We start from the raw sequence: 24930 nt of genomic DNA, 5'->3' as shown, positions 1-24930 counted from the left end.
GCAGGCACCGCAGAGACTATAGTCCGGACACATGTCCAGTCCGGTTGCGCGGGAGTCCACCCGCCGTCGACTCTCCGCCAAACAGGCCGAGACCGTGGAACGGCTCGGCCAGGCCGCCCTCGAGGTGCTCGGCCGGGAGGGCTTCGCGGGCCTGACGATCCGGATGGTCGCCGCGCAGGCGGGCGTGGGCTCGGCGACCGCGTACACCTATTTCTCGTCCAAGGAGCACCTCGTGGCCGAGGTGTTCTGGCGCCGGCTGGCGGGCGCACCGGTGCCGCCCTGCGACTCCCCCGAACCGATCGAGCGGGTGATCGCGGTGCTGCGCCATGTCGCGTTGCTGCTCGCCGACGACCCCGAACTCGCCGCGGCGGTCACCAGCGCGCTGCTGGGCAAGGACCCCGACGTCGAACACCTGCGGCTGCGGATCGGCACCGAGATCCGCGACCGGTTGGCCACCGCGCTCGGCGCCGACGCCGAGGTCGACCGGGTGGCCTCGTTGGAGTTGCTGTACGCCGGTGCGTTGCTGCGCGCAGGCATGGGATACGGCTCCTACCAGCAGATCGCCGACCAAATGGAGAAATCAGCACGGTTGCTGCTGCGATAATTGCCCGATGATTGACCCGGTGTGGACCTTCGACGGGACCGACGGCGAGGTGCTCGTCCACACCGAGGTGAGCGGCCCCGCCGCATGGCTCGGCCACCGGCTCACCCTCGCGATGCCCGACTGGGAGGCAACCCTGCACTGGCGCGGCGATGAACCCGCCGCGATCGACGTGCGGGTTGCGGTGGACTCGCTGCAGGTGCGGCACGGTGAAGGCGGACTGGCGCCGATGATCGGACCGGAGAAGACGCTGGTGCGGTCCCGCGCGCTCGCCGCGCTGCGTGCGACCGAATTCCCCGAGATCGCCTACACCGCCGACCGGATCACCGCACGCGACGACGGCTACCGGCTGCACGGCACGTTGACCGTGGGTGGGCGCTCGCGCCCGCGGCCGATCGACGTGGCCTTCGGGGACCTCGGCGACTTCTGGGCGGTGACGTTGCGCACGCCGATCCGCCAGACCGAGTTCGGGATCAGCCCACCGGATCTTCTGCTCGGCCTGCTGAAAGTCGTTGACACCGTGACCGTTTCGGTCGCCGTCACCCGATTCAAAGACGACTCCGAGCGCCGGCCCGGCTAGCCGCGGCTAGGGGCGGAGCGACACCCGGCTGTGGGGACGCCTATTCGGCCGGCTCGTCGGGCTCGTCGGCCGCGGCCTCGGGCTGCTCAGGGGCCTGCGGGCCCTCGGCGGGGTCGACAGGCTCGGCGACCTCCGGGGCCTCCTCGGCGACTTCCGGGGCCTCCTCGGGGGCAGGCGCGTCCTCGGGTGCCGCTGCGGGGTCCTGCTGCTCGGCCGGTTCGGGTTCGTGCACATCCACCGGCGCAACCGTGGGCTCCGGACGCGGGGCGGCGGGGCGCTCCACGGTGGGTTCGGTGGTGGTGGCGACCCGTTCGATCGGCCCGACCTCCCGCTCTGGGGTGTTTTGCAGGCTGACCGCCAGCGACAGCGACACCACGAAGGTCAGCGCCCCGACGACCAGCATCGCGGCGGCCCCGGCGTACTGCAGCGATTGCGGTGTCGGACGTGCCGCAGCGGACGGCCGCGGCACGGTCTCCACGACGCCGACGTGGGGAAACGCGGTGTTGCGGGTGGCCTCCCGGGCCGCGCCGACGGCGTGTTGGCCCGGTTGATCCGGCACGGCCTCGGTGGCCTGGGCGAAGCGGACGGCAACCACGTTGGACATTCCCGCACCGGAGAGCTTCTCCACCACCAGCGCGGCGGTGGTGGTGGCGTCGTCGGTCCAGGTCACCCCGAGCGCGTGGACCGCCCGGCCGCTTTCGACGGCCTCGGCCTGGGCGTGCAGAACGATCTCCACGATCTGCCCGGCGACCTCGACAGCGGCCGCGCCGCCGACAGCGGGCGTGTCGACAACTGTGCGGTACACCACGCCGCCGCCCGCATCGCGACCGTCGACAGCGACGACCTCCGCAGTCTCCGGCGTCAGCGACAGCCCCAGTACCGTATCCAAAATCTCACACCTCACATCGCGCCGAGGGCCGGAGATAACGGCGCCACCCAGCAGGTTCACACCAAGATGGGGATGTCATAGGCACCGAAACCGGCCACAGGGCGCTGGTTCTATTCGGCTCAACGTTCCGCCGAGCCTACGCGGCCGGAGATGACGACGCCAGCGAGTGCCTCTATCATCAACGGGAGTCGACGGTCGGCGATTGTGACCGAATCGAAATGTCGGGGCAGGCCAATCGGGGTGGTCGAATCGACATTTTGGTTTCGCCACGGTAAATTCCACCGCGGCTTACGAATGCCCCCGATTGTAAAGGTTAGGTATGGGACACGTCAGCGAAAATAAGCGCAGCTGGGTTCGCCGGCTGATGATCAGTGCCGTGACGGCTGCCGCGCTGCCCGGCTTGATCGGGTTAGTCGGAGGATCGGCCACTGCGGGGGCGTTCTCCCGGCCCGGTCTGCCGGTGGAGTATCTGCAGGTGCCGTCGGCGTCCATGGGTCACGACATCAAGGTGCAGTTCCAAAGCGGCGGCGAGGGCTCGCCGGGCCTGTACCTGCTCGACGGTATGCGCGCTCAGGACGACTACAACGGCTGGGACATCAACACCGCCGCGTTCGAGTGGTACTACGAGTCGGGCATTTCGGTGATCATGCCGGTCGGTGGCCAGTCCAGCTTCTACGCCGACTGGTACAAGCCCGCCTGCGGTAAGGCCGGGTGCACCACCTACAAGTGGGAGACCTTCCTCACCAGCGAGCTGCCGCAGTTCCTGGCCTCGCAGTACGGCGTGAGCCAGAGCACCAACGCCGCGGTCGGCCTGTCGATGGCCGGTTCCTCGGCGATGACGCTGGCCATCTACCACCCGAACCAGTTCACCTACGCCGGTTCGCTGTCGGGTTACGTCAACCCGTCGGAGGGCAAGGGCTGGATCGGCCTGGCCATGGGTGACGCCGGTGGCTACAAGAAGGAAGACATGTGGGGCCCGGACGACGACCCGGCCTGGCAGCGCAACGACCCGACCGTGAACGTGGCCAAGCTGGTCGCCAACAACACGCGGCTCTGGGTGTACTGCGGGAACGGCACGCCCAACGAGCTGGGTGGCGACAACATCCCGGCCACCTTCCTGGAAGGTAACTTCATGATCGGCCAGAACAAGAAGTTCCAGGAGGCCTACGAGGCTGCCGGTGGTCACAACGCGGTGTTCGACTTCCCGGACTACGGCACGCACAGCTGGGAGTACTGGGGTGCTCAGCTTCAGCAGATGAAGCCTGACCTGCAGAGCCACCTCGGCGCTGCCTGAGCGCACACCACGCAACGGGAAAACCCCGGCCGGGATCCGGCCGGGGTTTTCTCGTCGCTGCTCCCCCTTGCCTGGCGGGCAGAACCCGGCAAAATGGGGGTATGTCCGACCGGACGGCGCTCGGACCGTGGATCGAGGGATGCGCGGTCGATCGGATCTCGTTTCGGGACGGGCTGGTGTTGAGCCTGGACGGCTACAACGAACTGGTCATCTCGGTGCCGATCCGGCTGGGCCTGCCCCCGACGCGCCACCAGCCCGCCGAGGTCGTCACCATCGACCCGCGGGCGGCCAGCGCCGCCCACCGCCCGCTGTTCGACTTCGCCGGAACCGTGTGCACCGGCTTCGGCTTCGACGACGACGGTGCACTGCGCATCGAGTTCGCCAGCGGCCACCGCATCGAGGTCTCCCCCGGCCCCGGGGCGTCGTGGGAGCTGTACTGCAAATACCACGGCTACGCGGCCTGTCTGGGGCGCGGCCGCGTCCGGGTGGTGCGTCACGACACGCTCGAAGACGACTGACCCGCCCCACAGTCACCAACGCCAGTCAATAACGCGCCGGTAACGCTTCGCACACAAGTTGCGACACACCGGGTATGAACCGTGTGCGCAACCTCCTCGCCCGCACCGCCGTCGTCGGCGCCCTGGCGGCCGCGGGCTTCGCGCTATCCGCCGGGACATCCGCCGGGACCGCGGCCGCCGACACCGGCGGCGCGGTCAACTGGGATGCCGTCGCGCAGTGCGAGTCCGGCGGGAACTGGTCGGCCAACACCGGCAACGGTTTCTACGGCGGGCTGCAGATCAGCCAGGCCACCTGGGCGGCGCACGGCGGCACCGGATCGCCGGCCACCGCCAGCCGTGAACAGCAGATCCGGGTCGCCGACCGGATCCTGGCCAACCAGGGCCCCAAAGCCTGGCCCACCTGCTCCAACCGCCAGGGCGGGCCTGCCCCGCGCTGGTCTGCGCCGGCCCGCACACCGGGGTCCTACCTGGTCAACAGCGTCACCGAGATCATCGGGTTGTTCACTCCCGGTTACTGACCGACGCCGGCGTGGTTGGATCGGGACATGGCAGGAATGCACGGCTCGGCCACGGTCCACATGAACGCCAGCCCGGATGCGGTGTGGGAACTCATCGCCGACATCGGCAACATCGGGCGCTACTCCCCGGAGACCTTCGAGGCCGAATGGCTCGACGGGGCCGCCGGCCCGGCGCCGGGTGCCCGGTTCCGCGGCCACGTCAAACGCAACGGCATCGGGCCGGTCTACTGGACGACCTGCCGGGTCACCGCCTGCGACCCGGGCCGCGAATTCGGGTTCGCCGTCCTCGCCGGGGACCGGCCGATCAACACCTGGCTGTACCGGCTGCGCCCGGCCGACGGCGGCGTGGAGGTCACCGAGTCGTTCCGGCTGGCCGACTCCCCGCTCACCGCCGTCTACTACTGGGTGTTCGGCGGTTGGCTGCGCCGACGCCGCAACATCCGCGACATGACCCGCACCCTCGAGCGGATCAAGGCCGTCGCCGAGGCCGGCTGAGCCGGACGCGCCAACCCGGTCGCCCGTAGCTCAGCGCAGAGTGTCGGGGTCGACGAGCGACACCAGGAGATATGAGGCGTCGACACCGCCCTGCTGCACCTCGTAGCGCCCACCGGCGAGGGCCTGCTGGGCGGGCCGGGTGGGCACCAGCTGCGGAAAATCGAACGTGGTCACCGTCAGGCGCAGCCGATGCCCGGCGTCGAGCCACGCCGCCGTCGGGAAGACCTCCACGTCGTAGCGGGTCAGCTCGCCGGGCACCACCGGTGTGCAGGCCGCCCGGGTGCACAGGTGCTGCGGTCGCAGCACCGTACCGTCGGGCAGATACCACGACCGCTGCCGGTCCAGGGCACGGTGGGACCCCAGCAGCGCGCCCTGGGTCAGCGGGCGGCTCGCCCCGTCGGGGGCCACGGCGTCGAGATGGGCCACCCACAGCGTCTCGGTGGTGGTGGCCCGCGCATACAGCGTCACCGTGACCGGCCCGGCCACCAGCACCGGTGCGGTCATCGCCGCGGTGGTGTAGGTCAGCGCCTCGCGCTGCAACCGCCGGTTGTCGCGGTCGTAGCGAATCCGCATGCCGCTCTGGCCCACCGCGAACCCGCCGAGGCCGAGGCTCCACTGCTCCAAGCTGCGTCCCGACACCGGTCCGCGGGACCGGTAGAGCAGGGTGGCCGACGACGACTCGGTCGCCGCGGTCTCGGTCAGCCGGCCGCCGCCGGAGAGGTACAACCGGGTCGGTTCGGCCTCCGGCAGCGGGTATTCGCGGGCCCGCAGCCACTGCGCACTGCCGATCGGCTGGAACGTCAACGGCGCGTCGGGCAGCGCCGCGTCGGCGTCGTCTTTGAGCCAGTGGTCGAACCAGCGCAGTTGCAGGGCATCCAGATGCATCCCGCCGTAGTCGGAGACGTGGTACCAGGGGCCCATGATCAGCTTGATCCGATCGGAGATCGGCTGGCCGGGCCGCATCGGCGCATGCACGTCACGGCCGGCCGCGGCGTTCTGCAGGCCCGCGTAGTTCAGCGGTGCCGCCCGCTGGAAGGCGTCGTGCCACCCGCCGGTGAGCAGGACGGCCACCTTGTTGGCGGCGATGTCGGCGAGCACCTCCGACGGGCGCATGGTGTCCCAGAACGGGCCGTCGAAGGCGGTCTCTCCCCCGTTGCGGACGTCGGCGGTCAACGGTCCGAAATAGCCGCGCTGGGTGAGCCCGCGCCGGCGTACCGCTGCCCGCCCTCCCGAGCGGGGGCGGGGGTGATCGCCGGTGGTGAGGGCCTCCAAAACAGGGTTGATGACGTTGAGCAGGCGGTAGGCCGCGGCATAGCCCCGGATCGCCCACAGGTGGGGCACCCCGCCCATGGTGGCCGCGTCGCGGTAGAAGTCGGTCGCCGCCATCACCGGAAATATCGCCCGCAGCGGCGACTGCGGGCCGACGGCTGCGGCGGTGAACAGCTGATTGATGCCCAGATACGACAACCCGAACAGCCCGACCCGGCCGTTGGCGTTGGGCAGCGCGGCCGCCCAGTCGACCAACTCCACCCCGTCGCGGGTCTGGCGATCCCCGAACATCTCGAAATCCCCGTCGGAGGTTCCGGTGCCACGCACGTCGACGAGCACCTCGATGTAGCCGCGGGTGATCAGGTACGGGCTGGCGCCCCCGCCGAGCTGCGCTGCCGGCGGGGGCGCCTTCTTGCCGTAGGGCGTGACACACACCAGCACCGGGAATGGGCCCGGCGCCGGTGCGCCGGTCGCCGGATCGGTGGGATAGTGCACCTCGGCGCGCAGGATCACGCCGTCGCTCATCGGCACGGCGACGTTGTGGCGCACCCCCACGCCGAAGCGCGGCGGCCCCGGGGTCCACTCCGGGGTGAACGGCGGGGCCACCCGCCGACGGCTCGGCCGGGTGCGGGCGCCTCGGACCAGCGCCGCCGCGGCGACCGCGGCGGCGCCCACGCTCAGGAGGGCGGCCGGGAGACGCACTGCGCCAGATAGAGCTCTTCGCCGAGTTTGTCCATCAGCTCCAGCTGGGTCTGTAGATAGTCGATGTGGTCTTCCTCCTCGGCCATGATGTGCTCCAGCAGCGTGGCGCTGGTGCTGTCTTGTTTCTCCCGGCACATCACGATGCCGGGCTTGAGTCGGTCGACGACGTCGAGCTCGATCGCCAGGTCGCTCTCGAACTGTTCACGCAGGGTCTGGCCGATCCGCAGCGAGCCGATCCGCTGGTAGTTCGGCAGACCGTCGAGCAACAGAATCCGGTCGGTGATGGACTCCGCGTGTCGCATCTCCTCGAAGGATTCGGCGCGGGTGTGGCTGGCCACCTCGGTGAAACCCCAGCTCTCCTGCATCTTCGAATGCAGAAAATACTGGTTGATGGCGGTCAGTTCGCTGGTCAGTTGTTCGTTGAGCAGACGTAAAACGTCCGGATCGCCTTGCATGGTGCTCACTCCTCGTCAGCAGGTGTCAGATGGCATCGATGGCGCGGGCTGTGCGTCATCGTGGGGCTGCCATCCTTAAATTTAGTGCAGTCCGGGCGCCACCGCGCGGGGTTTGACCGTGGTGCGCGCGTCGCGGTGAAACGCCGAAAAATCCCTGGTCACAGACGTGTTGAACGTTAGGTTAGACTGCGCTAATCGAGTTAGGTTAGACTGCACTAACAAGAACTTTTCCGGGTTCGTCGGCGCCGTCGATGTGCTCAGGTGACCAGCAGTGGAGATGCGTTGATGTATGTGTGTCTGTGCGTCGGGGCTACCGCCCAGACCGTGACCGATGCTGTCGCCGCCGGGGCGTCGAACTCCAAGGAGGTCGCGGCGATGTGCGGAGCCGGCTCCGACTGTGGACGGTGCCGGTGCACGGTGCGCTCCATTATCGCCTCGGCTTCCGATGCGTTCGGCGAGGTCATCTGCCCGCCCGATGCGCGTCTGCTCCAGGTCGTCTGAGTCCGTTCTGAGCTGCGGTCAGTCGCTGCCGCGTCCGGTGAACTCCGCCAACGCGGCCGCATTGGCCTGAGCGCCCAGCAGTTCGGCGAATTCGGCGTTCTCCCGCTCGCCGGCCGCAGCGATCTGCTCGCGGTGCGGCGCCATCATCGTGCGTTTGACCGCCATGAGGCTCGGAATCGGGCGGGAGGCGAGGATGTCGGCGTGCCGGCGCGCCTCATCGAGCAATTCCGCGGGTTCGCAGACCCGGTAGACCAGCCCCATCTCCCGGGCCTGCGCGGCGTCGACCCACTCCGAGGACAGCAGCATCCAGGCCGCGTTCTGTCGGCCGATCAGGTGCGGCAACAGATACGACGACGCCGCCTCCGGTGCGACTCCGAGGCTGGTGAACGGACATTTGAGGCGCGCGGTGGTGGCCATGAACGCCAGGTCGGCGTGGCCCAGGACAGTGGCGCCGATCCCGAGTCCCACACCGTTGACCGCGCAGATCAGTGGTTTGGGGAACCGGGTCAGCGCGTCGATTAGCCCGGTGAAGCCGTGCCGGCCGGGGACGAAGTCCGGGTCAGTGACCCGCGCCTGCATCTCGGTGAGGTCGGTTCCGGCGCTGAACGCCCGGCCTGCGCCGGTGAGCAGCACCACCGCCACCTCCGGGTCGTCGGCGGCGGCCAACAGCGCCTCGGTGGTGGCGTCGTAGAGCGCCTCGTTGAACGCGTTGAGCGCGTCGGGACGGTTCAGGGTGAGGGTGCGGACCCGGTTGCGGTCATCGATCTGCAGTATCACCCTTTAAACCCTAGGCGACCCGGCGTACCGCCGGATCGTCGCCGATCGCGTCGGCGAGCACCGCGGCCAACCGTCGGTAGTGTTCGTCGCGCCCACTGGAGGAACGGAACACCAACCCGATCCGCCGGCCCGGACGCGGTGTGGCGAACTGTGCCAATGCCAATCGGCTGCGCGCCGATTCGACCTCGACCGCGCTGGCCGGGATGAGCGTCACCCCCAGTCCGCCGGCCACGCACTGCACCGCGGTGGCCAGCGACGCGGCACGGGTGTCGGCCACCTCGGCGCGCACCCCCGCCCCGCGGCACACCTCGAGAGTCTGATCGCGCAGGCAGTGTCCCTCGTCGAGCAATAACAGCGGCAGCTGGCCGAGCAGGGTGGGCTCGACCCGGCGCTTCCCCGCCAGCCGGTGCCCCGGAGGCAACGCGAGTACGAAATCCTCGTCGTAGATGGGAATCTCGGTCAGCCCCGGCGAGTCGGAGGGCAGTGCGATCAGCGCCGCGTCGAGACCGCCTTCACGCAACGTGGTCAGCAGGCGGTCGGTCTGGTCCTCCACCACCCGCAACATGAGCTCGGGCAGGCGTTGCGCCAAGCCGGTCAGCATCGCCGGCAGCACATACGGTGCGACCGTGGGAATCAGTCCGAGGCGCAGGGTTCCGCGCAGCGGATCAACCGATCCGGCGGCCGCCGCCGAGAACACTCCGACCGCCTCGACCACCGCCTGGGCGTGCGGTAGCAGCCGACGACCTTCCGGGGTCAGGAACACCTGACGGGTGGAGCGTTCCACGAGATGCACGGCGAGCCCGCTCTCCAGGGCGGCCAACGCCTGCGACAGTGTGGATTGACTGACGCCCAAACTGCTTGCAGCGGTGCTGAAATGATGATTCTCCGCGACCGCGACGAATGCCCGCAGGCCGGCCAGGGTTGGTTGATAGGTCTTATCGGTCATGCCAATAAATATAGTGTGAGGTATCACCTTTCATTTATAGTGGTTATGCGGCAAGATGGGGTCAGACCCAGAAACGGTCCGGACAAATCTCGCGAAGAAGAAGTTCAACCTCAACGAAGGAGTGTTATGTCCCTGCTGACCATCGGCGACCAGTTCCCGAGCTACCGGCTGACGGCGCTGATCCCCGGAGACCTGTCCCAGGTCAACGCCAACGCCCCCGAGGACTACTTCACGACGATCTCCAGCGATGACTACCCGGGCAAGTGGCGGGTGGTGTTCTTCTGGCCGAAGGACTTCACCTTCGTCTGTCCGACGGAGATCGCCGCGTTCGGCAAGCTCAACGACGAATTCGCCGACCGTGACACCCAGGTGCTCGGCGCCTCGATCGACAACGAGTTCGTGCACTTCCAGTGGCGTGCCCAGCACGAAGACCTCAAAACGCTGCCGTTCCCGATGCTGTCCGACCTCAAGCGGGAGCTGGTGGAGGCGACCGGCGTACTCAATGCCGACGGGGTGGCCGACCGCGCCACCTTCATCGTCGACCCGAACAACGAGATCCAGTTCGTCTCGGTGACCGCCGGTTCGGTCGGCCGCAACGTCGACGAGGTGCTCCGCGTTCTCGACGCGCTGCAATCCGACGAACTGTGCGCCTGCAACTGGAAGAAGGGTGACCCGACGCTCGACGCCGGAGAGTTGCTCAAAGAGTCGGTGTAAGGAGTAGCCGATGAGTGTGGACAACCTCAAAGAAGCGTTGCCGGAGTACGCCAAGGACCTCAAGCTCAACCTCGGCTCGATCACCCGCACCACGGTGCTCGACGAGGAGCAGCTCTGGGGCACGCTGCTCAGCTGCGCCGCGGCGACCCGCAACCCCACGGTGCTCGCCGAGATCGGGGCGGAGGCCGCCGACACCCTGTCGGCCGAGGCCTACCGCGCCGCCCTCGGCGCGGCGTCGATCATGGGGATGAACAACGTGTTCTACCGTGGCCGCCACTTCCTGGAGGGCGCGTACGACGACCTGCGCCCGGGACTGCGGATGAACATCATCGGCAGCCCGGGGGTGGGCAAGGCCAACTTCGAGCTGTGGTGTTTCGCGGTGTCGATGGTCAACGGCTGTTCGGCCTGCGCCGTCGCCCACGAGCACACCGTGCGCGAGGAGGGCATCAGCCGCGAGGCAGTGCTCGAGGCGTTGAAGGTGGCCTCGATCATCGCCGGTGTCGGCCAGGCGATGCTGGCGGCCGAGGCGCTGCCCAACACCGCCGGCTGACTCGTGGAGCGCCACACCGGCCCCTAAACTGGCCGGTGTGGCGCTCAACGACACCGACCTGCAGCGGTTGACCCGCTGCGTCGAGCTGGCCGGTGAGGCCCTCGACCACGGTGACGAGCCTTTCGGGGCCGTGCTGGTCGGCCCCGACGGTGAGGTTCTCGTCGAGGACCGCAACCGCGTCGGCACCGGCGACCCCACCGCGCACCCCGAATTCACCGTCGCCGCCTGGGCGGCGGCAAACCTCGCCCCGGTGCACCGCATCCGGACCAGTGTCTACACCTCCGGGGAGCACTGCCCGATGTGCGCCGCCGCCCACGCCTGGGTGGGCCTGGGACGCATCGTCTACGCCACCTCGGCGGCGCAGCTAGCCGCCTGGCTCGACGAATGGGGCGTGTCCGCACCGCCGGTGGCGGCGCTGCCGATCACCACCGTCGTGCCCCGCGCCGTCGTCGACGGCCCCGCCCCGCAGTTCGCCGAGCCGATGAAACTGCTCTACGCCGCCCGATATCGGCCCACGGGCTAACACGCACCAACCGGGCGCTAACCCTCCCAGCGGCGCCGGCTCAAGGTAGGCTCCCCCCGGTAAGGCCGGACCCAACTGACCAGGGCGTGAAAGACCAGGGTGTGAAAGATTCGATGAGCGCGTCGCCCGAATCCGCCGAGGCCGAGTCCGGCCAGGAACACCGCCGACGGCTTAGCTGGCGCGGTCGGCGCGGTCGGCGCCGCCACGGCGCCAGCATCCTGTCGAAACTGCTGCTGATGATGCTGGTCACCAGTGTCTTGTCGGCGACGGTCGTCGGCGCTATCGGATACCGCTCCGGGCGCGAATCACTGCAGGCGGCCGTGGTGGACCGTCTGACCCAGCTGCGCACCGCGCAGAAACGGCAGCTGCAGTCCTCGCTGGATGAATTGCGCAACACGGTGATCGTCCAGACCCGCGGTGACACCATCGCCGGGGCGCTCGACGCGTTCCGCAAGGGCTTCGACAAGCTCTCCGACGCCGTCATCGAACCGGCCGGTGAGCGGGTGCTGCGCCGCTACTACGAGCAGACCGTGGGCGAGCGTGAAAAGGTCGCGTTCGGAGCCGATGTCGACATAACCTCGCTGCTGCCGTCGACACCGGCACAGAAATATCTGCAGTTGCACTACACCGTGCCCCGCGCCGATCGCGACGTCGGCATCAACACCGACGACGTCGGTGACGGCAGCGAATGGTCGGCCGCCAACGCCCGCTACAACGGTTATTTCCGCACCGTGGTCACCCGTTCGGGTTTCGAGGACGCGCTGCTGATCGATCCCGACGGCAGCGTGGTCTACTCGGCCTACAAGAACATCGACCTCGGCACCAACGTGCTGACCGGACCCTACCGCGACAGCAACTTGGCCGAGACGTTCCGCACCACGTTGAACGCGCGGGCCGTCGACTACATCGGCATCGCCGATTTCGCCGAGTACGAACCGGTCGGTGAGCCCACCGCCTGGGTGATGGCGCCGATCAGCGTCGGCTCCAACCGTGTCGGGGTGCTGGCGCTGGAGTTCCCGATCGTCAAGCTCAACCGGATGATGACGGTCTCGCAGAAGTGGGCCGGCGCCGGGATGGGCGAGACCGGCGAGACCTTCCTGGTGGGGCCGGACAATTTGATGCGCTCGGATTCCCGCCTGTTCCTCGAGGATCCGGAGAAATACGAGCACGACGTGGTGCAGGCCGGAACACCGCGGGACGTCGCCGAGAAGGCCATCCGCCAGCACGGCACCACCCTGGTCCAACCCATCGGCACCGAGGCCACCCGACGCGCGGCGCGCGGGGAGACCGGCAACCTGATCGCCAACGACTATCTGGGCAACGAGACCCTGCAGTCCTACGCCCCGGCGACGTTGCACGGGTTGCAGTGGACCATCATCGCGAAAATCGACACCGCCGAGGCATTCGCGCCGGTAGCGGCGTTCACCCGCACCCTGGTGCTGTCGACGGCGGTGATCATCTTTTTGGTCTGCATCGCCGGGATGCTGCTGGCGCGCATCTTCGTTTGGCCGATAAAGACCCTCACCGCCGGGGCGAACCGGATCGCCTCCGGAGACTACGACGTCAACCTGCCGATTCGCTCGCGTGACGAACTCGGTGATCTGACCTTGGCGTTCAACGACATGGGATCGAGCCTGCGGGCCAACAAGGAACTCATCGATGAGCAGCGTCGGGAGAACGATCGGCTGCTGCTGTCGGTGATGCCCGAGGCGGCCGCCCAGCGCTATCGCGATGGCGCCGAGGAGGTGGTCATCGAGCACCCCGATGTGACCGTGATCGTCGCCGAGACCGACAGCCTCGACGGGTTGTCGGCCGAACTCAGCTCCGACGAGTCGCTGTCGGTGGTGAACACGTTGGTGCGGCAATTCGATTCGGCGGCGGAGAACCTTGGGGTGGAGACCGTGCAATCGCTGCACGACTGGTACATGGCCAGTTGCGGACTGAGCGTGCCGCGGCTGGACAGTGCCCAGCGCGCCGTTGCGTTCGCGATCGAGTTGCAGCACATCGTGCGGCGTTTCAACGACGAGACCGGCAACAACTTGAGCTTGCGGATCGGCATCGACACCGGGGTGGCGACCAGTGGCCTGCTCGGCCGGTCCAATCTGGCCTACGACATGTGGGGTTCGACGGTCAACCTGGCCCGGGAGCTGAAGAACGCCGCGCAACAGCCCGGCATCTATGTGACCACCAGAGTCCGTGATGCGGTCGGCGAGGAACACCGGTTCGTCGCGGCCGGAACGGTCGATGACGGCGACGAATCGGTGTGGCGGCTCGACGAGGCCACACCGTGAGTGAACTGCCGCACGCCTCCTGGTTCTACTGGGCCCTGGCGGTGGTTGTCGGGTTGCCGCTGTTGTTGGTGGGCCTGACCGAATTGCATCAGGCACTGGTGCGGCGCAACAACGTTCTGGCCAAGCCGGTGAACCTCGTCCGCAGCTATCTGCTGCCGTTGGGTGCGCTGTTGGTCCTGCTGGTCGGCGCCAACGACATCTCACCACAGGCCACCGTCGTGCGGGTGGTGGCCACCGTGTTCGGCTTCGCAGTGCTGTTGCTACTGCTGTCCGCGTTCAACATCACCTTGTTCCAGACCGCCCCTGAGGGCAGTTGGCGGCGCCGCCTACCGTCGATCTTCTTGGAGGTCGCCCGGTTCGTGCTGATCGCCATCGGGGTGGCGGTGATCCTGTCGCGGGTGTGGGGCGCCAACGTGGGTGGCCTGTTCGCCGCGTTGGGGGTCACCTCGATCGTGTTGGGGTTGACCCTGCAGAACTCGGTCGGCCAGATCATCTCCGGGTTGTTCGTGCTCTTTGAACAACCGTTCCAGCTTGGCGACTGGATCGATACCCCCTCGGCCAAAGGCGAAGTCGTCGAGGTGAACTGGCGCGCCACCCACATCCGCACCGCGGGTGGGCTGCAGATCATGCCGAACTCGGTGCTCGCCGCCGCGTCGTTCACCAATCTCAGCCGCCCCGCCGGCGACTACGAGATCACCGTGGAGACCACATTCGTCGCCGATGATCCCCCTGATCGGGTCTGTTCGGTGCTCTCGACGACGGCGGCGCGGTTGCCGCACTGCCGCGCCGACGCGCTGCCCGCCAGCGTGCCGGTCGGTGCCGCCGGCTATGCCACCACGATCCCGCTGCGCTCCCCGGCGGATGCCGGCCCGGCGCGGGCAACGTTCCTGCGCTGGCTGTGGTATGCCGCCCGGCGCTCCGGGTTGCACCTCGATGAGGCCGTCGACGATTTCGTCACCGCCGAACGGGTGCAGGCGGCACTGCGCATCATCACGCCCACGTTGCGGCTCACCGCCGACGACGAGCAGGACCTGCAGGACTGCATACGGATCATCCGTTACGGCGCCGAGGAGATCATCCACTCCCCCGGTCACGTGCCCGAACAGATGTCGTGTCTGTTCACCGGCCGGATCCAACTCACCGTCACCGGTGCCGACGGGGGCCGTGTACCGGTGCGAACCCTCGCCGAGGGCGACTGGCTGGGGCAGACCACCCTGACCCGCGAGCCGGTCGCCACCACCGCGCGAGCGCTCACCGAAACGGCCCTGATCCAGATCGAACGCCACCACCTGGAGACGCTGGTCTATCGCAAACCGCTGCTGCTGCAAGACATCAGCCGTTCCATCGACGATCAACGCGAGAACGTCAAACAGGCGCTCGCCGGAGCCGTGCATCCGGCGCCGAAAAGCGCATGATGAAGCGCCGTCTGCCGCGACCGCGAGAGTTGGCGCCACTCATCCGTTTCCGGCCCCCCGCCCTGCGGCCGACCCGGCGTCGGCTGGCCGCGGCGGTGACGATCGAGGATCTACGGACCATCGCCCGCCGCCGCACCCCCAAGGCGGCGTTCGACTACACCGACGGTGCCGCCGAAGACGAGATCTCGTTGGCGCGGGCTCGCCAGGCGTTCCGCGACATCGAATTCCATCCCGCGGTGTTGCGCGACGTCACCGCGGTGACCACCGGTCGCGACGTGCTCGGAGCACCGGTGGCGCTGCCGTTCGGTATCGCGCCGACGGGGTTCACTCGGCTGATGCAGACCGAAGGCGAACTGGCCGGGGCCGCGGCCGCGGCAGCCGCGGGCATCCCGTTCACGCTCTCCACGCTGGGCACCGCCTCCATCGAGGATGTGGCCACGGCCGTGCCCGGGGGGCGACGCTGGTTCCAGCTGTACATGTGGAAGGACCGGGAGCGCTCGATGGCGTTGCTGCGCCGTGCGGCCGACGCCGGCTATGACACCGTGCTGGCCACCGTCGACTGCCCGGTGGCCGGGGCGCGGCGGCGGGACACCCGCAACGGCATGGCGATCCCACCGGCGCTGACGCTGCGCACCGTGCTCGACACCCTGCCGCGGCCGGCGTGGTGGTTCAACCTGTTCACCACCGAGCCGTTGGCGTTCGCCTCGCTGGACCGATGGCCGGGCACCGTCGGGCAGTACATGGACACCATGTTCGACCCCAGTGTGACCCTCGATGACCTGGCCTGGGTACGTGGCCAATGGCCGGGCAAATTCGTCGTCAAGGGCATTCAGACGCTGGAGGATGCGCGACGGGTCGTCGACGTCGGGGTGGACGGCATCGTGTTGTCCAATCATGGCGGGCGTCAACTGGATCGCGCACCGGTGCCGTTTCATCTATTGCCGACCGTCGTCCGCGATGTCGGTGCCGACACCGAGATCCTGATGGATACCGGGATCATGTCCGGCGCCGACATCGTCGCCGCCGTCGCGCTGGGGGCTCGGTTCACCCTGATCGGACGCGCCTACCTGTATGGGCTGATGGCCGGCGGTCAAGCCGGGGTCACGCGCGCGATCGAGATCCTCACCGACGAGCTGACCCGAACGATGCGGCTGCTCGGGGTGAGCTCCCTGGAGGAGCTGGGTCCCGCCCACGTCACCCAGCTGCGCCGGCTGATGCCGCGGACCGGGCTGTGATGCTCAAAAAGACGGGATGTCGGTTAGGGTTCCGATCAGCCGGGCGCTGACCCGGTTGGCCTGATCGGTCAGTCCGATCCCGCAGGTCTTGACGTCGATGACTGCGTCGGCGACCGCGTTGAGCACCCGTTGACATCCGTAGTCGGGGTTGGCGACCAGGGTGAACGAGTGGACGATGCGCGGGCTCTCCCCGCGTGGCTCACCCAGCAGCCAGGTGAATACCGCACCGTCGCGATAATCGACGGTCACCGTCTTTCCGGCACAGTCACGCCATTGCTGCGCCGAGCGCCGCACGAACTCCGCGCCGGCCGCTGATTTCGGCGCGAAGACGGCGACAGCCTGGTCGACGAACGGATTGTTGTTGACTCCGGCGCGTTTCAATCCGCCGGGCGGCTCGGACACCCGCCACGACACCTGCTGGGCCCCGCTGTCGAGATAGTCACTGTCGAGCCCGGGATACAGCGCACCACCGCACTCGGTGGGGGTGATGTCGACCAGGCTGCTCTGTTTGGCCTGTGCGACGCCGCTATCGGCGATTGCCAGCTGCTCGGTGCCCATGATCGGCTCCAAGTCGGCGTCGCTGATCAACATCGGCCCGGCAGACACCGGGGCGGGGCGGGTGATCACCACCACCACGGTGGCCGTGACCACCGAGACGACAGCGGCCGCGCCGGCGAGCAGCCACCGCCGGTGCCGGCGCCACCAACCCGGAGGCGCCGCGGTGGTCTCGGCGGCGGGGTGAGTGGGCGGTTCGGCCAGCGGCTGCGGAGCGGTGAAGGCCAGCGTCGACACTGCCTGCGGGCCGGTGAACGGCTGGGTCGGGGTTGGCAGGGGCCCGCTGGCCGGGCCGGCGGCGAGCCCGAGAATGGCGTCGATATCGGTGCGGGTGCGCCAGGTGACGTCGGGGCGCTCATGGAGCAGGTAGAGCAACCGGGTGATGTCGCGGCACGCGGCTGGATCGTTCCGGTCCTCATCGAGCCGGTTCTTCAACTCGGTCACCAACTCCGCCTGCTGGTAGCGACTCAACTCCGGGCTGCTCATCGTGGTGGCCAGCCGCATCAAATAGGCGAAGGGCACCGGCGGTTCGGCGGGTAGCGGTGTCGGCAGGGGCGCGTCACGCCCGATCAACGTGCTCGCCGCGGCCAGCAATTGCTCACGGGACCGGGCGGTGGGATGACGGAAATCGAAGATTTGCGTGGTGGCCAGCGGGGTCAACCGCAGGCTGTCGACGGCACCGATCTGAACCGGCAGCACGGGGCGCTTCAGGGCCTGCGCGTAGCGCAATTCTGCTTGGCAGGGTTTGGAGGCCAGCGAATGCTCCGACACCGCGACCACGAACAGGTCGGCGCGCCGGATCTGCTCGAGGATCGCCCGCCACCAGGTCTCACCGCCGCCGAGTTCCTCATCGAGCCAGACGCGTTGGCCGCTGCGCCGCAACGTGGTGACAAGGGTTTCGATCACAGCCTTGTCCTGGCTGGCGTAACTGATGAACAGCATGGCTCCCCTCAGGCTCCTGGCCTGGTAATTACGCGAAGTTTAAGCCCGGCGGCCGTTATTTGGAATCAATCCGCGTTAATGGATAACGGGGGACGTCGTTACGGGTATCGACGATTTGCAGTCCGACCGCGGCCAACATTTCGGGAATGGCGAGAACGAAACGACGATCCCAGTCGGCTATCTCTGCGGGAAGGGCATGCCAGGGCACCAAATGCGGATCCGTTTTGCGTTCGGCGCTTTTGGGACCCAGGGTCCACCCGTCGTCCTGCTTCGCCTGCTGCCAGCGATCATGTTCCATGATGCTGAGCGTGACGAGCTCGTCGTCGGTGAAGCGGAAATCGCGGGCCGCCCAGTCGCGCAAGGGCGCAATCTCGCAGCCGATACTGCGAAGTTTGATCCCGATATGTCGAGCCTGAGAACGGCTTGATCGGCGTCGTTCCGCGTCGAGGTCGGCCCACGACGGCGGTGTCGCATCGGCAGGCTGCATCAAGCAATATCGCCGGTGAATCTCCTGGGCAATCGACTCGAACGAACCGCCCTCGACCAACTCCACGCTGCACGTCTCGGCGAGGGTCCGAAACACTGTCACGCGCAACGCTGCGGGCGCGGCGGCGTCCTCGAGCAGGTCGGCGACCGCGTAGGCCCGCGATAACGCCGCCACCACCGGCACGGCCGGGCCCAGCGCCTGCCGCAGCGCCAACGCGGTGCGCACCGTCTGATCGTCGTGGCGGGCGGTGACGAACGCGCCCGCGACCGGCGGGTCGGGGTGCGCTGCGCCGCGACGCGTCCGCTCGGTCTCGGCGAGGTGATCCCATCCGGCTGCCGTGGCCGCGACGCAGGAGAACTCGCAGACCTGGTCCAGCGGCGGACAGGCGGCGCGCAGCGCCGCCACCTGCCGGTCGGCGTCGTCATCGACGACGGTGACCCGCAGCGGGACCTGCGGGTCGCTGCGACGATCATGCCAGCGTCGCGCCGCGTCGATGACCAACCGCGCCCCGAGGGTGTCGAGGTGGGCCACCAACAGGTGGGGCCGGTCGGCGGTGACCGGATAGCGGTCGAGCAGCATCCGCGCGGCTATCTCCTCGATGTTGAAGAAATCCAGCGTCGAATCATCGCCACGGTTGGTCTCGCGAATCCGCAGTGCCACGCTGAGGCCCGGGTCGGTGATCCGGGCCAAACAACGGAGCCGGCGGCGGCCCAACAGCGTGGCGTCGGCGAGATGGCGGGCGCAGGCCACGATCTCGGTGTTGGTGACGCTGTCGGGGGTGACCGCCAGCAGCCGCGCCGCCCGGCGGGTTCCGGCCGCCGTCAACGTCGGAGGGAGTTGGGCGTCGCCGACGATCACCGGGAACCCCCACTCCCGGCACGTCTTGATCTGCGGATTGGAGTCGTCGCGTTCGATGACGACCACCCGGTATCCGGCGTCGCGCAGCCGCTGAACGAAAGCGAACCCGACATAACCGAGCCCACAGACAACGACGTGGCCGCGTTTGAACGGAATCAACATCTGCTGCACACGTTCCCGGAACACCGAGACGATGGCGATCAGAGTGGCCCAGCCTGCCACGGTCGGAGCGAGGAACCGCGCGATGTTCAGGGCCACCCCGACGTGGGTCTCCGGCTGCGGTGCCGCGCTGAGCAGAAACAGCTTCACGCTGCCGTAGATGGCGTCGGAAACGGAGTGGGTGCCCTCGGCATAGGTTCCGTAACCCCAGAAACCGAGGGCAAACGCAGCCAGCCCGGCCGGGATCAACAGCCAATACCAGCGGGGGTCGGTCAATGCGCCCAGCACCCGCCGGTGTACGGCGGCACGGTTGCCCCGAAGGCCGGGTTGGGCGCGCTGACGACCGATGACCACGACCGCTCCCCCTCCGTGCTGTTCGGATCAGAGTACTGGGCGGGTTTCGGATGTCGACGTGATTGGGAACAAACTCCCCCAGAGATCGGTTGCGCGCAACAGTGGGTCCACACCGTCGAACGGAGCATCGTCATGGCCAAGTCGCAGAATTTTGTCGTCGTAGGGGCCGGACTGGCCGGGATGAAAGCTGTCGAAGCGTTGCGGGAGAAGGGTTTCGACGGCACGATCGTGTTGATCGGCGAGGAGGACCGGCTCCCCTACGAGCGCCCGCCGCTGTCGAAGGAATACCTGGCCGGCGCCAAGTCCCTCGAGGATTTCACCGTCCATCCCGCCGAGTGGTACCGCGACAACGACATCGACCTGCGCCTGGGGGTGCGGGCGGAGGCACTCGATCCCGGGGAGCACACGGTGCGGCTGGCCGATGGCACCGCGATCAGCTACGACAAGCTGCTGCTGGCGACCGGATCGCGGTCGCGGCGCCCCCCGATCCCCGGCTCCGACGCCACCGGCGTGCACTATCTGCGCACCGTCGACGACGCCGCAGCGCTCGACGCCCTGCTGGCCAAGCCGGCCACCCTGGCGGTGATTGGCGCCGGATGGATCGGTCTGGAGGTGGCCGCCTCGGCGCGTCAGCGCGGCGCGACGGTGCACGTCGTGGAGGCGGCCGCCGCACCGCTGCTGCGCGCCCTCGGCCCCGAACTCGGAGAGGTGTTCGCGACACTGCACCGCGACCACGACGTCGATCTGCGTCTGGGCGCCAACGTCGAGGAGATCACCACCGCAGACGGCGCCGCCACGGGTCTGAAACTGCGCGACGGTACGACGATCAGCGCCGATGCGGTGCTGGTGGCCGTCGGTGCCCAACCCAACCTGGAACTGGCCGAGGCGGCCGGGCTGGCCACCGCCGACGGCGGGGTCGTCGTCGACGCCGCCCTGTGCAGCAGCGACCCCGACATCTACGCCGTCGGAGACATCGCCGCGGCGCAGATTCCGGTGCTGGGTGCGCGGGTCCGCACCGAACACTGGGCGACTGCGCTGAATCAGCCCGCCGTCGCCGCGGCCGGCATGCTCGGCCACCCCGGCGAATACGACAACCTGCCGTACTTCTTCACCGACCAGTACGACCTCGGCATGGAGTACGTCGGGCACGCTGCGCAGTACGCGCGGGTGGTGTTGCGCGGTGACGTCGCCGGCCGCGAGTTCACCGCGTTCTGGCTCGACGCGCAGAACCGGGTCCTCGCCGGGATGAACGTCAACATCTGGGAGGGGCTCGACGACATCAAGGCCTTGATCCGGGCGAAAACCCCAGTCGACCCCGACCGGCTCGCCGACCCGGACACCACGATCGCGTCGCTGCGCAGTTAGGCGAGGGTCGCGGTGCCGTCGGCGTGCACGGTGACCGCGGCACCGGCGATATCGGTGTCGACCGTCTCGGCTGCTGCGGCCGGATCGCTGATCCAGGCCAGCGTGCGCCGACGATCCGGGGTGCGCACCGCCAGGAACGCCTTGGCCGGGCTGCCGTTCCGGTCGAACGGCACCGTCCACGCCTCGACGGTGCCGGCACCCTCCCAGTGCACCGCCGCGGTGCAGGTCTCCTCGGCGTCGACCGCCGGTTGCACGTCCTCCCAGACGAACCGTGACGGCGGCGGCTCGGTGCCGTACACCCCGAAACTGTGCTTGGTCAGGTAACCACCATTGGCCGTGACCAACCCACGGCTACCCGGATGGGCGACGAGACGCTCGGCCATCGTCGCGATGGCGTGCATGACGTAGTTGTTCCACGGCCCGCCGGCGAACGTCAGTCCCCCGGTGACGGTGAGCGGGCGGGCCGGATCATCGACCGCCAACCCGATCTCGGCGGCGGCCACCTGCACCGCCGACGGGAAACACGAGTAGAGGTCGACGTAGTCGACGTCATCGACGCCGACGCCGGCCAGCTGCAACGCACGGGCCGCACCGATCCGGATCGCCGGTGAGCGGTGCAGCTCGGCGCGTTCACTGATCGCGTAGGTGTCGTGCGCGTCGGTACCGGTGTAGGGGAAAACCCACTGCTCTCGGGGGATCCGCAGCCGTGTGGCGGTCTGTACCGACGTGAGGATCAACGCCGCCGCCTGATCGACCATGTTGTTGGAGTTCATCAACTTGGTGTAGGGCCAGCTGATCATCCGGTTGCCGGTATCGGGACGCCAGATCTGCTCTGCGGCAACCGGTTCGCGGATCCAGGCGTGCGGGTTGTCGGCGGCGACCGCGGAGAACCGCGCCCACAGCGCGCCGAGGTTGCGGCGGTGCTCGTCGATCGCGACGCCGGCGGCGCTGCGCAGCGCCTGCTCGAACAACGGGTAGACGTAGGCGGGGCGATCGAGCCGGATCCGTTCCTCGGCCGGGCCGGCCATCGGCACGTTCTCATCGGAACACTCGGCGACGGCGACGGTGTCGTCCTGGTGGGTCCAGGTCAGCCTCCCCCCGGCGGCCCGCAAGCGGGTACGGGTACGCCAGGTCTCCCCGCCGGCGAGCAGCACCACCTCGGCGTTGCCGTGCTGGATGTCGTGGCAGGTGCGGTTGAGCAGCGTCTGTGGGGTGTTGCCGCCCAGCCCGGTGTAGCCGGTGCGTACCGCCTCGAGCCCCAGCCGCTGACCGAGCAGCAGCCCGGGATCGCGGTACTGCGCCGAGAGCAGGTTGACGATCCGTATCGTGTCGACGGCCTCGAGCACCGCCGCCGACCCGGCGCGGCGGGCGGCGGCGACCATCAGATCCACCGGCTCGACCGGGTCGGTGTCGTGGTGGTTGATCTGGCCGTAGCCGACCAACACCGGTGTGCGGGGATCAACGGTCATCAGCTCACCTCCGAGGAACGGGAATCGGGAACGGATTCAACGGGATCGGCGGTGAACAGCACCCCGTCGGCCACCAGCCGGTCGATCTCGGCGTCGGTGAGTCCGAGCACCGTGGTGCAGATCTCGCGGGTGTCCTGGCCGGGCTGCGGCGCCGGCCGGTGCGGCGCCGGCGGGATGTGGTGAAACGGCGCCGGCCCGGTCTCCGCCGGCAGCGGCTGCGCGAAGAGCGGATGGGTCATCGCGGCGAACAGCCGGCGGTGGCGCAGCTGGGGATCCTCGGCGATGTCGGGGGGCCGGTTCATCGGGGCGGCGGGGACCCCGGCCTCCTGCAGCGTGGTGGCCACCGTCAACGGGTCGCGGCTGCGCGTCCACTCCACCAGGGCGGCGGTGAGCTCCTCGCGGTGTGACAACCGGGCCACACCGCAGAACCGCGGGTCGTCGGCCAGTTCCGGCCGACCGATCAGCGCGGCCAGACGCCGCCAGTCGGCGTCGCAGCGCACCGAGATCACGCACCACTCGTCGTCACCGGCGGCCGGGCAGACCGCGTCGATGCCGGTGGCCGGCTCCAGGGCCGCCCCGACGGCCGCGCCGGCACCGGCAGCCACATAGTGGGTGGCCAGCTGGTTGATCGCGACCTCGGTCTGCGCGACGTGCACGCGGTGCCCGCCGCCGCCGTGGTGGCGGTCGATCAACGCGGCCAGCGCACCGATCGCGGTGACCCGGCCGGCCACATGGTCGGGGAAGATCGTCGTCGCGTCGTAGAACGGGTGCCGGTCGGCCGGGGCGGAGCGGTCCGGCGCGGTCCACAACTGGGTGACCCCGGTGGTGGCGCGTACCAGCGGGCCGTAGCCCATCCGGGCGCTCCACGGACCGGTGTCGCCGAATGCGCTGCTCTCGGCGACGACCAGGCGCGGGTTGAGCGAGCGCAGCCGGTTCGCGTCGAAGCCCAACCCGGCCAGGGTGCCAGGCTTGAAGTTGGCCAGCAGCACGTCGGCGTCGGCGACCAGCCGGGCGAACAGCGCCGCGCCGTCGACGCTGCGCAGATCCAGGCCCAGCCCGAGGCTGTTGCGGTGGGCCCATGCGAACGATTCGCTCATGGGCTGGCCGGGGCGGGTCTGGCGCAGGCCGTCGGGGTGATCGCGGCTCTCCACCTTGATGACGTGCGCCCCCAGGTCGGCGAAGAGCCGGCTGGTCTCCCCGCCGGCCACGATGATGCCCAGGTCGATGACGCGCAACCCGGCGAACGGATAGCCGGTGGGGTCGGCAGGGCTTGCCGGTGTTGCATCGAGAGCCGCTGCTGCCCAGTCGATCCCGGTCGCGGCCGGCTCCGTCGCCGGGGTGCGCCAACCGGCGCGATCCCCGTCGACACGAAAGTAACCGACCGGCGCCGGGACGTGCAGGCCCGGTGTGAGTTCGGTGTCGCCGATCGCGCCGATCGTGGTGAAATGCTCGGCGGTGAGCACCTGCGCGGGTGAGAGCACCGCGGCGATCGGCACCCGGTGATCCTGGCCGGTGGCCACCAGTTCGGCCATGGTGTGCGCGGCGAACAAATCGGCGACAAGCACCGCGATCTGCGGCCAGGCAGCGAACCGGGCGCCGATCCGGTCGAACTCGGGGCTTTGGAACTCAGCAGGTTCGCCCAGCCAGGCGCGCAGGCCGTGCCATTGCCGCGGCGACATCACACAGATCCGCACGTGGCCGTCGGCGCACGCGAAGATCGGGTAGGCGTCTTGGTTTTTCGGCCGCCCCCGCCACCGCTGCGGGCCGCGTTGGGCGGCCGCGGTCTGGCCGTGGGTGCCGAACACCGGATCCAGGCCGGTCGCCACCGCGTCGAAGCGGGAGAAGTCGACGAAATCGCCGACCCCGGTGTGCAGGCGGTGGTAGTAGGCGACCAGGGTCGCCCAACACGCCTGCACGGCAGCGGTCGCCGAGGCGATCCCCACCGGCGGCAGCACCGGGGTGCCGGTGGTCGGCCCCGAACGCGACAACGCCCCGGACAGCGCGTAGAACACCGCGTCGGTCGCCTGCCACTCGGCGCGCGGTCCGGTCGCACCGAACGGGCTCAACGTCACCGCCACCAGATGCCGGTGGCGCCGGGCGAGTTCGGCGGCCGACGCCCCGTAGGCCGCGGCGCGGCCCGGCACCCCGCTGTCGACGAGGATGTCGGCGGTGCCGGCGTACTCGGCGAACCGGCGTCGGTCCGCGGGGTCGCGCGGATCCAGGGTGAGGCTGCGCTTGTTGGCGTTGTGCACCGCGAACGGGATGCTCACCCCGGCCACGCGGGGACACTCGGCGCGGTCGACGCTGCCGCCGGGCGGTTCCACCTTGAGCACGTCGGCGCCGAGATCGGCGAACAGGCGGGCCACCGCGGTGCTTTCCCGCCCCTCGGCCACTTCGAGCACCCGCATCGCATCGAGCAACATCGTGTCAGCGTAGGCAACCGCTCCGGTGGGCATAGGTGACAGGGG

Annotated in this window: 23 protein-coding genes; 14 read left to right on the top strand and 9 right to left on the bottom strand. The window is 68.9% G+C overall.

Going from position 1 to position 24930, the window contains the following annotated elements; all coding sequences use genetic code 11:
- Nucleotides 1–31 precede the first annotated feature (31 nt).
- Nucleotides 32–604, top strand: coding sequence for a TetR/AcrR family transcriptional regulator (locus tag B8W67_RS04410; protein WP_069390922.1), 573 nt, complete (start codon nt 32–34; stop codon nt 602–604).
- Between the two features lie 7 nt (nt 605–611).
- Complete coding sequence (locus tag B8W67_RS04405; RefSeq protein ID WP_069390923.1) at nt 612–1181, top strand: YceI family protein; 570 nt, start codon at nt 612–614, stop codon at nt 1179–1181.
- A gap of 40 nt (nt 1182–1221) precedes the next feature.
- Here the strand turns inward: B8W67_RS04405 and B8W67_RS04400 are convergent, their stop codons facing one another.
- Nucleotides 1222–2070 (bottom strand): DUF7159 family protein, encoded by an 849-nt coding sequence (locus tag B8W67_RS04400; RefSeq protein ID WP_131814638.1) that lies wholly within the window; start codon nt 2068–2070, stop codon nt 1222–1224.
- 319 nt (nt 2071–2389) lie between these two features.
- On the opposite strand from B8W67_RS04400, the gene B8W67_RS04395 reads away from it, so the two are divergent.
- The 4 genes from B8W67_RS04395 to B8W67_RS04380 all read left to right on the top strand — a co-directional run bounded on the left by B8W67_RS04395 (nt 2390) and on the right by B8W67_RS04380 (nt 4895).
- Entirely contained in the window at nt 2390–3364 is a 975-nt protein-coding gene (locus tag B8W67_RS04395; protein ID WP_069390925.1) for an esterase family protein, read from the top strand.
- Between the two features lie 101 nt (nt 3365–3465).
- Nucleotides 3466–3882 carry a DUF6188 family protein gene (locus B8W67_RS04390; protein WP_085302423.1) on the top strand — a complete coding sequence of 139 codons (417 nt, stop codon included), beginning with the start codon at nt 3466–3468 and terminating at the stop codon, nt 3880–3882.
- Nucleotides 3883–3956: 74 nt separating this feature from the next.
- Entirely contained in the window at nt 3957–4400 is a 444-nt protein-coding gene (locus B8W67_RS04385; protein ID WP_085302421.1) for a transglycosylase family protein, read from the top strand.
- Nucleotides 4401–4427: 27 nt separating this feature from the next.
- The gene (locus B8W67_RS04380; protein ID WP_234793802.1) at nt 4428–4895 is read left to right on the top strand and encodes an SRPBCC family protein; all 468 of its coding nucleotides are present in this window, start codon (nt 4428–4430) and stop codon (nt 4893–4895) included.
- Nucleotides 4896–4925: 30 nt separating this feature from the next.
- On the opposite strand, the gene B8W67_RS04375 is transcribed toward B8W67_RS04380, so the two are convergent.
- Together B8W67_RS04375 and bfr are read right to left on the bottom strand one after the other, a co-directional pair.
- The gene (locus B8W67_RS04375) at nt 4926–6719 is read right to left on the bottom strand and encodes a CocE/NonD family hydrolase (protein ID WP_085302459.1); all 1794 of its coding nucleotides are present in this window, start codon (nt 6717–6719) and stop codon (nt 4926–4928) included.
- Nucleotides 6720–6841: 122 nt separating this feature from the next.
- Nucleotides 6842–7321, bottom strand: a complete 480-nt coding sequence (gene bfr / locus B8W67_RS04370) for a bacterioferritin (protein ID WP_069391032.1) — start codon at nt 7319–7321, stop codon at nt 6842–6844.
- Nucleotides 7322–7606: 285 nt separating this feature from the next.
- Here bfr and B8W67_RS04365 point away from each other — a divergent pair, with 285 nt between their 5' ends.
- On the top strand, nt 7607–7822 hold the full coding sequence (locus B8W67_RS04365) for a (2Fe-2S)-binding protein (RefSeq protein WP_069390928.1): 216 nt from the start codon (nt 7607–7609) through the stop codon (nt 7820–7822).
- Nucleotides 7823–7840: 18 nt separating this feature from the next.
- On the opposite strand, the gene B8W67_RS04360 is transcribed toward B8W67_RS04365, so the two are convergent.
- Both B8W67_RS04360 and B8W67_RS04355 read right to left on the bottom strand, forming a co-directional pair.
- Nucleotides 7841–8599, bottom strand: coding sequence for an enoyl-CoA hydratase/isomerase family protein (locus B8W67_RS04360; RefSeq protein WP_085302419.1), 759 nt, complete (start codon nt 8597–8599; stop codon nt 7841–7843).
- Nucleotides 8600–8609: 10 nt separating this feature from the next.
- The gene (locus B8W67_RS04355) at nt 8610–9545 is read right to left on the bottom strand and encodes a hydrogen peroxide-inducible genes activator (RefSeq protein WP_069390930.1); all 936 of its coding nucleotides are present in this window, start codon (nt 9543–9545) and stop codon (nt 8610–8612) included.
- Nucleotides 9546–9671: 126 nt separating this feature from the next.
- Between B8W67_RS04355 and B8W67_RS04350 the strand changes: the two genes are divergently transcribed.
- The 6 genes from B8W67_RS04350 (at nt 9672) to B8W67_RS04325 (ending at nt 16273) form a co-directional block, all read left to right on the top strand.
- The gene (locus B8W67_RS04350; protein ID WP_069390931.1) at nt 9672–10259 is read left to right on the top strand and encodes a peroxiredoxin; all 588 of its coding nucleotides are present in this window, start codon (nt 9672–9674) and stop codon (nt 10257–10259) included.
- A gap of 10 nt (nt 10260–10269) precedes the next feature.
- Nucleotides 10270–10809, top strand: coding sequence for an alkyl hydroperoxide reductase (locus B8W67_RS04345; protein ID WP_069390932.1), 540 nt, complete (start codon nt 10270–10272; stop codon nt 10807–10809).
- Nucleotides 10810–10846: 37 nt separating this feature from the next.
- On the top strand, nt 10847–11332 hold the full coding sequence (locus B8W67_RS04340; protein ID WP_085302417.1) for a nucleoside deaminase: 486 nt from the start codon (nt 10847–10849) through the stop codon (nt 11330–11332).
- Nucleotides 11333–11445: 113 nt separating this feature from the next.
- Nucleotides 11446–13623: an adenylate/guanylate cyclase domain-containing protein gene (locus B8W67_RS04335; protein WP_069391034.1), complete on the top strand. Its 2178-nt coding sequence runs from the start codon at nt 11446–11448 to the stop codon at nt 13621–13623.
- Nucleotides 13620–15038 carry a mechanosensitive ion channel domain-containing protein gene (locus B8W67_RS04330; RefSeq protein ID WP_069390934.1) on the top strand — a complete coding sequence of 473 codons (1419 nt, stop codon included), beginning with the start codon at nt 13620–13622 and terminating at the stop codon, nt 15036–15038. The genes B8W67_RS04335 and B8W67_RS04330 overlap by 4 nt, the downstream gene beginning before the upstream one ends.
- Nucleotides 15038–16273 (top strand): alpha-hydroxy acid oxidase, encoded by a 1236-nt coding sequence (locus tag B8W67_RS04325; RefSeq protein ID WP_085302416.1) that lies wholly within the window; start codon nt 15038–15040, stop codon nt 16271–16273. Before B8W67_RS04330 ends, B8W67_RS04325 begins: the two co-directional genes overlap by 1 nt.
- A 3-nt stretch (nt 16274–16276) precedes the next feature.
- Here B8W67_RS04325 and B8W67_RS04320 read toward each other — a convergent pair whose 3' ends face one another.
- Both B8W67_RS04320 and B8W67_RS04315 read right to left on the bottom strand, forming a co-directional pair.
- Nucleotides 16277–17770, bottom strand: coding sequence for a sensor domain-containing protein (locus B8W67_RS04320; RefSeq protein WP_085302414.1), 1494 nt, complete (start codon nt 17768–17770; stop codon nt 16277–16279).
- Between the two features lie 55 nt (nt 17771–17825).
- The gene (locus B8W67_RS04315) at nt 17826–19628 is read right to left on the bottom strand and encodes an NAD-binding protein (protein WP_085302412.1); all 1803 of its coding nucleotides are present in this window, start codon (nt 19626–19628) and stop codon (nt 17826–17828) included.
- Between the two features lie 132 nt (nt 19629–19760).
- Here B8W67_RS04315 and B8W67_RS04310 point away from each other — a divergent pair, with 132 nt between their 5' ends.
- Entirely contained in the window at nt 19761–20993 is a 1233-nt protein-coding gene (locus B8W67_RS04310) for an NAD(P)/FAD-dependent oxidoreductase (RefSeq protein WP_085302410.1), read from the top strand.
- Here B8W67_RS04310 and B8W67_RS04305 read toward each other — a convergent pair.
- The gene (locus B8W67_RS04305) at nt 20990–22462 is read right to left on the bottom strand and encodes an acetyl-CoA acetyltransferase (RefSeq protein ID WP_069390937.1); all 1473 of its coding nucleotides are present in this window, start codon (nt 22460–22462) and stop codon (nt 20990–20992) included. The genes B8W67_RS04310 and B8W67_RS04305 overlap by 4 nt on opposite strands.
- A complete protein-coding gene (locus B8W67_RS04300; RefSeq protein WP_085302457.1) occupies nt 22462–24885 on the bottom strand; it encodes a CaiB/BaiF CoA-transferase family protein in 2424 nt (807 codons plus the stop codon). The genes B8W67_RS04305 and B8W67_RS04300 overlap by 1 nt, the downstream gene beginning before the upstream one ends.
- Between the last annotated feature and the right edge of the window lie 45 nt (nt 24886–24930).

The organism is Mycolicibacillus koreensis, assembly GCF_002104795.1.
GTDB lineage: Bacteria > Actinomycetota > Actinomycetes > Mycobacteriales > Mycobacteriaceae > Mycobacterium > Mycobacterium koreense.
This window is presented reverse-complemented; position numbering and strand designations above follow the sequence as displayed.